Below are 13,005 nucleotides of genomic sequence, written 5' to 3'. Positions count from 1 at the left end.
GCTGGACGCTCCAGAGTCTGTCTTGTGTGAAGGGCGCATGCACATCGATGACCGATTTACAGACATCGCGTTCGATTATCGGCGACCGAACGGTCGTTCAGGCAGCTCAGAGCGTCGGTGTGCCCTCCGCGATCGGCCGTCAACACAGTGTGACGAGCCCTCCGGTGGTCGAACGAGGCCCGCTGACCTGCTGTCGGTCGCGTCCGGTTCATCGAACGTCCATCCAGGCTGTCCGGATCATGTCGGTCCTCCAGGGGATACGGCGTCCGACGCACTCGATTCCCCCGCGGTGTCACGTCCGTACGACGCGGTCCGTCAAGGCGGTGAGAGCACCTGGGAAATCATGAGGAGACGATGATGGAGACACGTTCGACAACGGCCGAGGTCCCGATGGTTCCGCGGATGACCGAGGACCCCGGGCAGCTCGTGCCCGAGCTGGCGGCGGTATCGGCGGCGCTGTTCAAGGCCACCGGAAACGGGTCGCTGCCGCGCCGCACGATCAGCCTGGTCCAACTGCGCGCCGGCCAGATCGTCGGCAGCACCTACTTGACCGTCCTGCACACGGGATTCCTGCGAAAGGCCGGGGAGTCGCAGGAGCGCATCACGTCGGTCGTCTCCTGGCAGGACTCGCCCTACTTCACCGGTGCCGAGCGGGCCGCTCTGGCACTCGTGGAAGCAGTGCTCCAACCCTCGGCGCACGGCGAGAGGGTCTCCGACGAGCTGTACGCGCGGGCGGCGGAGCACTACGACGCAAAGGCGCTCGCCACCTTGATGTTCGCGATCGGTCAGGTCAACTTCTTCATCGCCGTGGCGCTCATCGCCAAGCCGGTGCCCGGCCGGTCGTTCACCGACCCCTGGAACTGACGGCGCCCCCGCCCCTGCCCCCGCACGGCCGGCCGTGCGGGGGCAGGGCCAGGCGAACGGGGCGGCGGGCAGCGCGGTACGGCGCCGGCCCTGACGTAGGGAGACGGCTCGGTCTCAGCGCCGGGCTTGCGGGCTCGGCCCGGCGCCCGGCGCCGGGGCGGCCGGCTGGACGGTGAGCGTGATGAGCGTCGCGGTCAGCGCGCTGGCCAGGCCGAGCCCGGCGACGAGCCACCGGGACCGCCGGCTCTTGCGGTGCCGGGCCGCGGCGGGACGGCCGGCCCGGCGGTGCGGGGCCGTCGACGCGGCCGACAGTGGGCGCGGACGCCCGGGCCCGGACGGCTCGGCGGTGTCCGCGTGGTCGAAGGGCTCCTGGGACGCCGCGTACCGGTTCATCGGACGACCTCGATCCTCAGTAGGTGAAGCACTCGGAGTGGATGCGGGCAGCGGGGACGCCCGCCCTGAGCAGCGCCGCGGTCGTCGCATCGGCCATGCCGGGCGGCCCGCAGAGGTAGACGTCCCGGTCGGACAGGTCGGGCACGAGTGCGCGCAGGGCCTGGGGGGCCAGCGGATCGTAGGCGGCGTCGGAGCGCCCGACCAGGTAGTGCAGGGCGGCCTGGCGGTCGGCCGCGATGGCCTCCAGCTCGTCCCGCAGGACCAGTTGATCGGCGTCGCCCGCGCGGTAGAGCAGGGTGAGGTCGCCCGGGCCCGCGGGCAGGGACTCGAAGAGGGCACGCATCGGGGTGATCCCGATGCCGCCGGCGATGAGCAGGACCTTGGGGCGTGTGCGGCGCCGTTCGGTGAGCGCGCCGAACGGGCCGGTCGCGAGGACTCGCGTGCCGGGGCGCAGCCCGCGGACCCGCCGGGAGTGGCTGCCGAGCGCCTTCACCGTGATGCGCAGGCAGTCGTCGCGTACGGGCGCGGAGAGGGAGAACGGCAGGGCGGTGTGCCACAGGCCTCTGCGAAGGAAGCGCCACCGGAAGAACTGGCCCGACTCCGCCCGGAGTTCGCGGAGCTCGCCCCCTCGGATGGTCACGGAGACCACGCCGGGGCCCTCCCGTTCGACGGTGGCCACGCGCAATCCGTGCCGCAGGGCCTGACGTGCCGGGACGACGGCCCGGTACCAGACGAGCAGCACGCCGACGACGGTGTGCAGCAGGGCCCAGAACCAGGTGGTGAAGGCGGTGACGCCGACGTCGGGGCCGGCGAGCTGGTGGACGAAGCCGAGCGCGGCGGCGAGGTAGGTGAGCAGGTGCACCCCCCGCCACGCCTCGTGGGAGACCTTGCGGCGCACGGCTCGGGCGGAGCACAGGCCGACGCCGGCCAACAGGGCCGCTCCCACGAACGCGGCCGCGACTGCCGGGTAGCGGAACAGGGCTCCGGTGGCGGTCAGTACGTCGGTTCCCGTGCGCAGGGCGTGGACGAGCAGGGCGAACAGCCCGTGGGCGGCGCACAGGAGCAGCACCCACCGGCCGCCGAAGGCGTGCCAGCGGGCGAGGCGGTCGGCCCCCACCCCGTGCTCGACGGCCGGTACGCGCGCCATCAGGAAGAGCATGGCGAGGATTCCGTAGCCGGCGAGGAGCCCGGAGAGGTGGGCCGCCGCCCCGATCAGCTCGTCGGGCCGGGCCGACGGCCGTACCTGAGCCGCCCACAACAGGGTGACCCCGGCCGCCCCGGCCGCCAGGCCGGCGCGCAACCGCTCGTGCGGGGCCCTCATGCGCGAGGCGCCGCGCCGGGGACACACGGTCTTTCGGGCTGCCGACAGGCGTCGGGCATCAGGCGGGGTCGGCGAGTCATGCCAGGTCCGTTCCAGTCGTGGCAGTGCTGTCGGTGGGTGATCGACGCGTCCCTGCCCGCGGACCCGGCGCAGCACCGGACACCACGTGCAGAGGCGTAGCACTGGCAACTATGTGCAAATTCGGCCACGACGAACAATGGCGATGCACACAACATGAGTTCCATCACGCGGGAAATTTGCTGCCCAATGTCCGGGTATGCGGAGTGGGCGTCTCCCTTCTTCGAGGGCCGTCGGCCGGGCGCAATCGCCCTTCCGTCTTTGCGTGTTTGCGCAATGGATCTCTCGACACGCCGTGAGTGTGCTGCCCTGCCCCTCGCTTGACGAACTCTTTAACGTCGACCGGCGGTGCCGAGGCCCTGGGGCGGGGCGGCGCGCCCGATATTCGGTGCGCGGGTACCGCTTCGATGGGATATACCCGTCCTCGGCCCGGCTCGCGCCGGGGCCACGCCATGGGGGGCCGCCAGGCGCCCCGGCACGGCTTCGAAGGAGAGAAGATGACCACGCCCATCCGTCCCGTCGACCATGAACTCGTCGCGGCGGCGGCCGAGGTCGCCCGCACGCGGTGCCGGGGCGACGAGCACACGATGGCGGCCGCGGCGCGTGCCCGTGACGGCCGCGTGATCACCGCCGTGAACGCCTACCACTTCACGGGCGGCCCGTGCGCCGAGCTGGTCCTGATCGGCGCGGCAGCCGCCCAGGGCGCCTACGAGCTGGACACCGTCGTCGCCGTGGGCGACCGCGACCGGGGGGTGGTGCCCCCGTGCGGCCGGTGCCGCCAGGTCCTCTTCGACTACTTCCCCGCCCTGGAGGTGATCGTCGGCAACGGGGACCGCCTCCGCGCGGTCCCCGTCACCGAGCTGCTGCCCGAGACCTACGTCTGGGCCGACCACCAGCTCGACGTCTCCGGCTGAGCCGTGGCCCGCGGCTGAGCCGACGCACCCGCGAGAGGTCCACGGCCCACCCGGGAGAGGTCCCGCTCAGGACGTACGGCTGTGTGACGGTTTCGGTGCGAGCCGCGGCGGGCGGTCCTCGCGCCGGGGGAGCAGGAACGGCGTCGCCATGATGAGCAGACCCGCGATCGCGATGGCGGTACGGGGGCCGGTGACGGCGGCCAGCAGGCCCCACAGGGCGGTCAGCGCGGCGATGGAGGCCTTGCTGGTGATCGACCACGCGGACAGGGTGCGCGCGACCCGGTCCGTGGGAGTCCGGTCGAGCCGGTAGGTGGCGAACACCGGGTTGAAGATCCCCATGCAGGTGATCAGTCCGAACTCCACGACCATGACGAGCACCAGCCCGGCCGTGCCGGGGCCGATGAAGGCCAGGCCGAGGGACCAGCACGCCCGCAGTGCCCCGGTGGTGAGCAAGACCCCGCGCCGCCCGAACCGGTTGACGAGCGGGGACGCCAGGCGCGAGCCGATCAGTCCGCCGACGCAGGGCACCGCGAAGGCGAGGCCGTACTGCCAGGGTGTGAATCCGAGGGTGCCGAGCATCAGGACGGCCAGCAGCGGCATGGTCGCCATGATCAGGCCGCTGACCAGCACCGTGTTGAAGAACAGCGGCCGCAGCACGGCGTCGGCCAGGATGTGGCGCCACCCGTCGAGCAGGTCGCCGGCGCGCAGCCGCGGCGACGCCTCGGGTCGCGCGGGCCGCGGCTCCCGTCCGCCGATCGCGCGGATCGCCACCGCCGACAGGAGGTAGCTCACCGCGTTGGCCGTGACAGTCATCACGGGACCGAACAGCCCGATGGCGGCCCCGCCGAGGGGCGGCCCGAGCACGGTCGCCGTCCACGTCGTGGACTCGAACCGCCCGTTCGCGACGAGGCGGTCCTCCGGTCGCACCAATGCCTTCAGGCACGCGCCGCCGGCCGCCGTGAAGGCGATGTCGGCCGCCCCGACGACGACCGACACGACCACGAGTTGGGCGAAGCCGAGCCGGCCGAGCGCGAACGCGGCGGGCACGCTCAGCAACGCCGCGCACCGGATCAGGTCCATGGTCACCATGACCGGTCGCTTGCGACGGAACTCGACCCACGGGCCGAGCGGTACCGCGACGGCCGCGGCCACGGCCAGTCCCGAAGCGGCCAGTACCGACACCTCGGTCGTCCCCGCGTGCAGTACCCGGATCGCGATCAAGGGGAAGGCGTCGAACGCCAGCCACGTACCGACCGTACTCACCGCGTACGCCGTCCAGAGCCACCGGAACCGCCGTCCCAACGACCTCCTGCCCAACATGATCGCCACACCCCCGCTCCCGCACACCGGACGACCGTGAGGTCGACCGGTGCGATCGAAGCGAGCAGCCTACCCGCCGGTCACGGGTGATGGGCCGGGACGGCCTCCGCGGCGGTGACGGGCTCCGGCGGCGTACCGTCACCGAACGGGCGGCCGCCCAGTTCCGCCCGGTCGTGCGGGGCGAACCAACCCGACGGGTCGGGGCCGACGGGGACGATCCCGGACGGGTTGATGTGGCTGTGGACGATGTAGAAGTGCTTCTTGATGTGATCGAAGTCGACCGTGTCCCCGAAGCCTGGGGTCTGGAACAGGTCGCGGGCGTACGCCCACAGCACCGGCATCTCCGAGAGCTTCTGCCGGTTGCACTTGAAGTGGCCGTGGTAGACGGCGTCGAAGCGCACGAGTGAGGTGAACAGCCGCACGTCCGCTTCGGTGATCGTCTCGCCGACCAGGTAGCGGGAGTGCTCCAGCCGCTCGGAGAGCCGGTCGAGGCGGGCGAAGAGACGCTCGTAGGCCGTGGCGTGCGCCTCCTGCGACCCGGCGAAGCCGACCCGGTAGACACCGTTGTTCACGTCCGCGTAGATCTCTTCGTTGACCGCGTCGATCTCCGGCCGCAGCTCGGCCGGGTACAGCGCCGGCGCCCCGGCACGGTGGTAGGCCGCCCACTCCAGCGACATGTCGATGGTCATCTGGTCGAAGTCGTTGGTGACCACCCGGCCGCTCGCCACGTCCACGATCGCGGGCACGGTGATGCCCCGGTCGTAGTCGGGATCACGCGCGAAGTACGCCTCCTGGAGCCGCTCGATGCCCAGTACCGGGTCGCGGCCCCCCGGGTCGAGGTCGAAGGTCCAACTGCGCTTGTCGTGCGTCGGCCCGGCGACGGCCATGGGCAGGGCCTTCTCCAGCCCCAGGAGGCGCCGAACGATGATCGCGCGGTGCGCCCAGGGACAGGCGCGGCTGACCACGAGACGGTAACGACCGGGCTCCACCGGGAAACCGTCGCGTCCGTCCGCGGTGATCCGGGTGGTGATGTAACGACTGTCGCGGGAGTACCCCTTGGCGGGGTTCACAGAGCTCATTTCGGGGCCCTACCCGGGACCGCGATCACGGACACCCCGGCTGGATCGTCCCTCAAGCGGGACTCTTGGGGACCGGCCCTCCCGCCGCGCGGTCGCGCGACGGGAGGACCGGGAAGCACCCGTCAGGTGCGGTACGCGTAGTAGATCGCGTTCGGGTAGGACGCGATGATGCTCGCGAGGGACTTCCGGTACGTGTTGGTGGAGTGGTAGGTGAGGTAGGGCATTCCCGCGCTGCTGCGGTACGTCACCATCATGGAGTGGTCCTTGGACCCGTCCCTGTTGAAGTCCACCTGCACGATGTCGCCGACGTCCGCCTGGTAGACGTCGGCCAGGTTGGCGGCCCGCTGGTTGGACAGCGTGAACCACGCCCACTCGTTGGCCCCGACGAAGGAGTCGGACTGGTGGGCGCCGTCGTACCACCAGTTCCGGTAGTCCGACGAGGAGCCGGGCACGGCCTTCCAGCCGCCCGCCTTCAGGGCCTGGCTGATGAAGTTGGTGCAGTCGCCCCCCGCGCCGGTGAACTTCCGGTAAGCCGGGTTGTAGTTGCTCCAGTACTTCTCCGCGTACTTGGCCATGGCCGCGTAGTCGTACGCACCCCCGGTCTTGGCCTTGGGCTTGGCCGGGGCGGGGTACTTGGTGGACGCGGGCGTGCCGTCCGGGTACTGGTTGCCGTCGTCCTTGACGATCTTGGCCTCGGTCGCCACGGGCACGTTGATCGCGACGGGGCCGCTGTCCTGGGACTTGATCGAGGTCACTTCCCAGGCGCCGCCCCGCTTGCTGGTGAGGGTGAGCTCGTAGCGCGTCCGGAAGTCGGTGGTGGGGGGTTCGTCACCACGCAGCTTCTTGTAGACGAGCGTGGTCTGCTCGGTGACCTGGACGGTCGCCTTCCCACCGGTGACCGTGGCCTGGTCGACGTGGACGCTGCTGTCGGCGCCCGTGTAGGCCTCGCCGAGCTCCGCGAGCCGTGTCTTGCGGGACCGCAACGAAGAGATCGTCGCGTCCTCGTCTTTCTTCACCTGCGCCGACAACCGCGTTTTCGCGGAGGTTTGGCGGGTATTGCGGTGCCCCGGCTGATCCTCGACCAGAGCCTGGTTGCGCTGGGACAGCACATCGTCGGCTATGCGGGCGAAGGTATCGGCGGTGGCTCGGTCGGCCGCCTCGGGGCCGGTGCCCGCGTTCGCCGAGTAGGCGAGCATGCTGCCGGACGCCAGGGCCACGGTCAGGGCCGCGATGGCGGCGGGCCTGAACCTCTTAGGTATCACTGTGTTTCCCCTTGTCACCCGGTACGCACGAACCGGGGGACGGCATCTTCGCACAACTGGGCGACGGTTTCGTCGCGTTCCGCTTAGCCGGCGGCCCCGGGTGCGGTCGCCGCGCCCGGGCGGCGGCCCTGCCTCCGCTTCACGCCGGGAACGGAGCCCCGCGGAGAGTAGTTGTCGGATTCGGACACCACCTGCCGGTCTCACAGCAAGGGCATCTAGGGTGTGTGGGAAAGCACGGCACAGGGGGCATTCGGAGTGGGCAGGCAGGATTCGGCCGCAAGTGGTCGGTCGCGGGGCAGGCGGGCGGCGCCGGAAGGCACGGGCGGGACCGCGTCCGGCCGCCGGGGCGCGGCCGGTACGCGCCGCCGACCCCGCGCGCGGGCCGGGAGGCTGGGCGTCCTCGCGCGCGCCGGCGCCGGCCGGCTCGGCGCCCTCGCCCCGGCCGTCGCCGCCGCGCGTACAGGGCTGCGACGCCTTCGGCCCGACTACCCCAGGCCGGGCCGCACCGGATGGCGCCGATGGGCGCCCTCGTGGCGCCAGTGGCTGGGCGCCGGCCTGTACGCGTTCATCGCCATGACGGGCTTCGTCGCACTCGCCTACGCCACCACGGACATACCCGACGACCTCAATTCCTTCGCCCGGCAACAGGACAACGTCTACTACTGGGCGGACGGCTCCACGATGGCCCGCACCGGCTGGGTCAGCCGGCAGGAGATGCCGCTGGACAAGGTTCCGCCCAAGGTGCAGGGCGCCGTGCTCGCGGCCGAGAACGCGAGCTTCTACTCGGACCCCGGAGTCTCGCCGTCCGGAGTCCTGCGCGCCCTGCGCGCCGCCGTGACGGGCGGCGAGACCCAGGGCGGCTCCACCATCACGCAGCAGTACGTGAAGAACGCCTACCTCAGCCAGGACCGCACCCTCTCCCGGAAGTTCACCGAGATCCTGCTCGCCCTGAAGCTGGACAACCAGACGGGCAAGAAGCAGATCCTGGAGGACTACCTCAACACCAGCTGGTTCGGGCGGGGCACGTACGGCATCCAGCGCGCGTCCCAGGCCTACTACGGGAAGGACGTCTCCCAGCTGAACGCCAGCGAGGGCGCCTTCCTGGCCTCCCTCCTCAAGGGCGCCGGGCTGTACGACCCCGCGCTCGGCAAGGAGAACCACGCGCGGGCCGTCGAGCGGTGGTCCTGGATCCTGGACCGCATGGTGGACACCGGGCAGATCTCGCGCGCCGAGCGCGCTGGCTACACGAAGTTCCCCGAGCCCACGGCCGCGTCCCAGCCGGGCACCCCCGGCGCGCAGACCGGCTACCTGGTCGATCTGGCGAAGTCCTACGCGGTCAAGACCGGCCACATCCCGGACGCGGAGTTCGACCTCGGCGGCTATCAGATCTACACGACCTTCGACAAGGCCCGGATGACGGCCCTGACCGCCGCCGTCCAGGAGGCGCAGAAGGGATTCGACGCCGAAAAGCGCCCCGACACCGACAAACACGCCAAGATCGGCGCGGCCAGCGTCGCCCCGGACGGGCGGCTGCTCGCCGTGTACGGCGGCCCCGACTACCTCAAGCAGGGCTTCAACGAGTCGAACGCGACGACGATCCCGGTCGGCACGGCGTTCACACCGTTCGTCTACGCCGCCGCCCTGGAGGAAGGGGTGCAGCGCACGCGCGGCAAGGCCCGCACGCCCGTCTCCCCTTCCACCCCCTACGACGGCAACGACCAGGTGACCGTCCAGACGCCCGAGGGCCCGTACTGGGACCGCAGCGGCAAGGTGGTGAAGGGGCGCAACGACGGGGGTCGCAACTGGGGTCAGGTGACCCTGCGCCAGGCCGTCGCCAACTCGGTCAACACCCCGATGATGCAGCTCGGCCTCGACGTCGGCCTCGACCGGGTGGACGCGTTCGCCGAGCGCGTCGGCCTGCTCGGATCGAGCCTCGGACCGCGGGTACCCACGTTCTCGCTCGGCGAGAACTCGACCCCCAGCGCGATCCGCATGGCCGGCGCCTACGAGACGTTCGCCGCGGGCGGCATGCACACCGACCCCTACTCGGTGCGCTCGGTCAGCCGCAACGGCGCCGCGGTGCCGCTGGACGCGCCGAAGCCGGTCCGGGCCGTGAAGCCGGAGACGGCCCGCGCGGTGACGGACGCCCTGCGTTCCGCCGTCACCGAGGGGTCGGCGAAGGCGGTGGCCAAGGCGCACCCCGGAGCGGCGGCCAAGACCGGCACGACCGCCGCGAACACCGCGGGCTGGTTCGTCGGCACCACCGAGCACGAGTCCACGGCGGTCGTGGTGTACCGGATGGCGCTGACCGACCTGATCCCGCTGCCGCTGACGGGCCTCGGCGGTGATCCGCAGAACACGCCCGGCAGCGATCGGGCGCTGCGCCTGTGGTCCGACTACATCAAGGCCGTGAAGTAGGGGGCGGGCCCAGGCCACCAGGCGGTCCGGGCACCGCCGGCGGCGGGCCCGGGTCTATTTGATCAGCGCGGACCAGTCCGGCGACTGCGCCGGGTCGAGCATCCGCAGCTGGGCCAGGACCTTGGGGTCCTGGACGTCGAGCCAGTCCGACAGCTCCTTGAACGAGACGCAGCGCACCTCCTGGCGCGGGCAGACGTCCCTCATCACGTCCTCGACGGCCTTCATGTAGATGCCGCCGTTCCAGTCCTCGAAGTGGTTCCCGATGAACATCGGCGCCCGGCTGCCGTTGTAGACGCGGTTGAAGCCGTTCAGGTACGAGCTGCGGGTCTGTGCCTGCCACGCCGCGAACTTCGTCGGGTCGCCCTGGGTGCTGTCCCCGGACTGGTTGTAGAGGAAGTTGAAGTCCATGGAGAGGACCTGCACCTCCTTGCCCTGGAGGGGCACGAGCTGGAGGGGGAAGTTCCATATCCCGTCCAGCTTGGACGGCCACAGCTGGAAGTCCCCCGAGGAACTCGCGTCGTAGCGCCAGCCGTACGGCTTGATCGCGGTCAGCAGGTTCTTCTGGCCCTCCAGGCAGGGCGCGCGCCCGCCGACCACCTCCCGGTCCGGATCGAAGGGCAGCGGCGCCTCCTTCGTGAAGCCCGTGTTGGTCTTCCAGTTCTTCACGAAGGAGTACGTCTGGTCGATCTCGCTCTTCCACTCGACGGGGCTCCAGTCCCCACCGCCCTTGGGCCCGCAGAAGTGACCGTTGAAGTGCGACCCGATCTCGTCGCCGTCGCTCCAGGCGGCGCGCAGTTGGCCGAGAGTGTCCTTCACGTGCGGGACGGTCGGGTACGAGATGGCGGACGCGCCGGGATTGTGCTGGGGCGGGTGGTAGAGCGACTTCTTGCTCTCCGGCAGGAGGTAGATGCCGGTGAGGAAGAAGGTCATGTGGGCCTTGTTCTCGCGGGCCACCTGGCGGAAGTGCGAGAAGAGGTGGTCGTCGCCTTCCAGCGCGCCGTCCCAGGAGAACACCACGAACTGCGGCGGCTTCTCGCCGGGCCCCAGCCGCTCGGGCTTGAGCTGCCCCGGCTGCGGGCCGGTGTAGGAGGTGGAACCGTCTCCGAGGACCTTGACCTTGCCGTCCCAGTCCTGCTCCGACCCCTTCGCGGCGGCGGCGCCGTTGGCCGCGGCGCCCGGCGCCGCGAGCTTGGCGTCACCGCGGGCCGATCCCGGGGAGCCCGTGGTGAAGGCGTACGCGGTGGCCGCGGCCCCGCCCAGGGCGAGCACGGCCACACCTATGCCCAGGCGCTTGCGGGTCTGTGCCTTCCTGCGCTCTTTGCGGCTGTTCCGGGACTCCGTCCGGCTGTGGGCAGCGGCGTCGGTGTCGGTGTCGGCCATCGCTATCGTCCCCCCTGCTCACCGCAGCAGGGCCGCGTGTGGATGGTTCATACGAATATAGAACTTGTCGGCACTCCTCCCGCACCCAGTCCCTCCCCGACCGTCGCTTCACAGCCAACCCACAGCTCCCCGCCGCGCGCGGATCGCCCGGCCGCCCGCTACCCGGCGTGCACCCGGGTGTTCTGGCACGCGTGCAGCAACCACCGCCCGTCGCCCTGCTTGGTCATGACGTAGAGCGGGGCGCCCTCCGTATCGCCTTCCGCCGACCGGTAGACCTGGCGCACCTTCACGGCCGCCACGTCGGGCCGGAGGAAGCGGATGTGCACGGCCTCGTAGGTGACCGCGCCGTCCCGGCTCGCGGCGGGCAGCACGGCGCGGGTGAACTCGGCGATCGCGTCGAAACCCACGAGGACCCTGCCGTGGGCGGTCGTCCACAGGGCGTCGGGGTGGAAGAGCGCGAGGAAACCCTCCACGTCCTTGGAGCGCTGGGTGCGCGCGACGGTGGCCACGACCTCTTCGATGGCCTTGATGTCCGCGGTGTCGTCGGTCATGTGGATCATCCTCGGACCTCAAGTCGAGTCGAGGTCAAGGGCCCGCGGGACCGAGGATCGCCCGGACACGATCCGCCGGGCCCGCCGAGCGGGGATCAGAGCCAGCCGTTGCGGCGGAAGGCGCGGTAGAGGAGTCCGGACCCCAGTGCCATGAGGCCGAGGGCGAGCGGGTAGCCGTAGCTCCAGCCCAGCTCGGGCATGTGCTGGAAATTCATCCCGTAGACACCGGCGACCATCGTAGGGATCGCGAAGATCGCCGCCCAGGCCGAGATCCGGCGCATGTCGTCGTTCTGCCAGGTGCCCACCCGCGCCTGTTGGGCGTCCAGGACCGAGGTCAGCAGCTCGTCCAGGGAGCGGACCTCGGTGTCGGTACGGCCCAGGTGGTCCGCCACGTCGCGGAAGTAGGGCAGCATCTTCGGCGGGTGGCCCTGGCCGCCCTCGCCCGGGCCGGCGAGCAGCCCTTGGAGGACGGGGACGAGGGGCGCCACCGCGTCGCGGAACTCCCGCACCTCCCGCTTGAGGGAGTAGATCGCCTCGGTGTGGTCGACGCGGGAGGTGGAGAAGACGCAGTCCTCCAGTCCGGTGAGCGCGGCCCGCACCTTGTCCGCGGCGTCGCCGTAGGCATCCACCACCACGTCGAGGACGGCGTGCAGGACGGACAGCGGGCCGAAACGCAGCATGCCGGGGTCGGCCGCCAGCCGGCGGGCCGCTTCGGCGGCCGGATCGACCGGACCGTGGCGCACGGTCAGCACGTACCGAGGGCCGACGAAGACCATCAGCTGCCCGGTCTCCACCGCGGCGTCCGCGTCGAGGTACCACAGCGTCTTCAGCGCGACGGCCAGCACATCGCCGAAGCGCTCGCGCTTGGGGCGCTGCCGCGCCTGCACCGCGTCCTCGACCGCGAGGGGGTGCAGGCCCAGCTCCTCTGCCAGGCGCACCAACTCGGACTCGGCCGGATCGACCAGGCGCACCCATCCGAACTCGCCGTCAGCCAACTCGCGCAGCCGCTTCAGGACCAGCCGGCAGGTCTCTTCCTCCAGGCCGCACTCGACGGTCTCCGACCGGCCGGTGCGTTCCTCGTACATCACGCATTCCATCCCACCCGCATGCTTCGGCGCGCCGATTTCATGCGCCCTCGGCTGGTCGCCGTGGGCCGGGAGGTGTTTTCCCGGCGGTGACGATCGCGGCCGGCGAGCGGACGGGCGCCCCGGCCGGGCGGCGTCAGGCGCCGTCGATGAGCCGCTGGAGCCCGGGGGGCGTAGAGGTCGGCCAGCCGTTCGGCGCTCGCGTGCGAACTCGCGCCGTCCGGTCGGTGCAGGCTCAAGGTGGCGCCGAGGCCCAACAGCTGACCGGCGACGAGCTCGGCCCGCAGCCGGGCGTCGGGGCCGGTCAGGGCCGCGGCGAGCCGATCGGTGACCTGCTCGC

The 13,005-nt window shown here is 71.2% G+C and carries 12 protein-coding genes; 3 read left to right on the top strand and 9 right to left on the bottom strand.

The annotated features are described in order from the left end of the window. The first annotated feature begins 357 nt into the window (after positions 1 to 357). A complete protein-coding gene (locus E6R62_RS23325; protein WP_206308819.1) occupies positions 358 to 864 on the top strand; it encodes a carboxymuconolactone decarboxylase family protein in 507 nt (168 codons plus the stop codon). Positions 865 to 978: 114 nt separating this feature from the next. Here the strand turns inward: E6R62_RS23325 and E6R62_RS23320 are convergent, their stop codons facing one another. Both E6R62_RS23320 and E6R62_RS23315 read right to left on the bottom strand, forming a co-directional pair. Continuing rightward, positions 979 to 1,257 (bottom strand): hypothetical protein, encoded by a 279-nt coding sequence (locus E6R62_RS23320; RefSeq protein ID WP_136215463.1) that lies wholly within the window; start codon positions 1,255 to 1,257, stop codon positions 979 to 981. A 16-nt stretch (positions 1,258 to 1,273) separates the two neighbouring features. Next, positions 1,274 to 2,578 carry a ferric reductase-like transmembrane domain-containing protein gene (locus E6R62_RS23315; protein WP_136215462.1) on the bottom strand — a complete coding sequence of 435 codons (1,305 nt, stop codon included), beginning with the start codon at positions 2,576 to 2,578 and terminating at the stop codon, positions 1,274 to 1,276. A gap of 575 nt (positions 2,579 to 3,153) precedes the next feature. On the opposite strand from E6R62_RS23315, the gene E6R62_RS23310 reads away from it, so the two are divergent. Continuing rightward, on the top strand, positions 3,154 to 3,570 hold the full coding sequence (locus tag E6R62_RS23310; RefSeq protein WP_136215461.1) for a cytidine deaminase: 417 nt from the start codon (positions 3,154 to 3,156) through the stop codon (positions 3,568 to 3,570). A gap of 66 nt (positions 3,571 to 3,636) precedes the next feature. Here the strand turns inward: E6R62_RS23310 and E6R62_RS23305 are convergent, their stop codons facing one another. The 3 genes from E6R62_RS23305 to E6R62_RS23295 all read right to left on the bottom strand — a co-directional run bounded on the left by E6R62_RS23305 (position 3,637) and on the right by E6R62_RS23295 (position 7,231). Beyond that, positions 3,637 to 4,890 (bottom strand): MFS transporter, encoded by a 1,254-nt coding sequence (locus E6R62_RS23305; protein ID WP_136215498.1) that lies wholly within the window; start codon positions 4,888 to 4,890, stop codon positions 3,637 to 3,639. A gap of 80 nt (positions 4,891 to 4,970) precedes the next feature. After that, entirely contained in the window at positions 4,971 to 5,969 is a 999-nt protein-coding gene (locus tag E6R62_RS23300; protein ID WP_206308818.1) for a glutathione S-transferase family protein, read from the bottom strand. A gap of 122 nt (positions 5,970 to 6,091) precedes the next feature. Further along, positions 6,092 to 7,231, bottom strand: a complete 1,140-nt coding sequence (locus E6R62_RS23295; RefSeq protein ID WP_136215460.1) for an amidase domain-containing protein — start codon at positions 7,229 to 7,231, stop codon at positions 6,092 to 6,094. A gap of 573 nt (positions 7,232 to 7,804) precedes the next feature. On the opposite strand from E6R62_RS23295, the gene E6R62_RS23290 reads away from it, so the two are divergent. Continuing rightward, entirely contained in the window at positions 7,805 to 9,649 is a 1,845-nt protein-coding gene (locus E6R62_RS23290; RefSeq protein ID WP_240801834.1) for a transglycosylase domain-containing protein, read from the top strand. 54 nt (positions 9,650 to 9,703) lie between these two features. Here the strand turns inward: E6R62_RS23290 and E6R62_RS23285 are convergent, their stop codons facing one another. The 4 genes from E6R62_RS23285 to E6R62_RS42055 all read right to left on the bottom strand — a co-directional run bounded on the left by E6R62_RS23285 (position 9,704) and on the right by E6R62_RS42055 (position 12,952). Further along, positions 9,704 to 11,029, bottom strand: a complete 1,326-nt coding sequence (locus E6R62_RS23285) for a hypothetical protein (protein ID WP_240801833.1) — start codon at positions 11,027 to 11,029, stop codon at positions 9,704 to 9,706. A gap of 158 nt (positions 11,030 to 11,187) precedes the next feature. Further along, positions 11,188 to 11,589 (bottom strand): SgcJ/EcaC family oxidoreductase, encoded by a 402-nt coding sequence (locus E6R62_RS23280; RefSeq protein WP_136215458.1) that lies wholly within the window; start codon positions 11,587 to 11,589, stop codon positions 11,188 to 11,190. A gap of 86 nt (positions 11,590 to 11,675) precedes the next feature. Continuing rightward, the gene (locus E6R62_RS23275) at positions 11,676 to 12,665 is read right to left on the bottom strand and encodes a magnesium and cobalt transport protein CorA (RefSeq protein WP_240801832.1); all 990 of its coding nucleotides are present in this window, start codon (positions 12,663 to 12,665) and stop codon (positions 11,676 to 11,678) included. Further along, complete coding sequence (locus E6R62_RS42055) at positions 12,665 to 12,952, bottom strand: hypothetical protein (RefSeq protein WP_306432460.1); 288 nt, start codon at positions 12,950 to 12,952, stop codon at positions 12,665 to 12,667. Before E6R62_RS42055 ends, E6R62_RS23275 begins: the two co-directional genes overlap by 1 nt. Between the last annotated feature and the right edge of the window lie 53 nt (positions 12,953 to 13,005).

The organism is Streptomyces sp. A1136 (genome assembly GCF_004795055.1).
Classification (GTDB): domain Bacteria; phylum Actinomycetota; class Actinomycetes; order Streptomycetales; family Streptomycetaceae; genus Streptomyces.
This window is presented reverse-complemented; position numbering and strand designations above follow the sequence as displayed.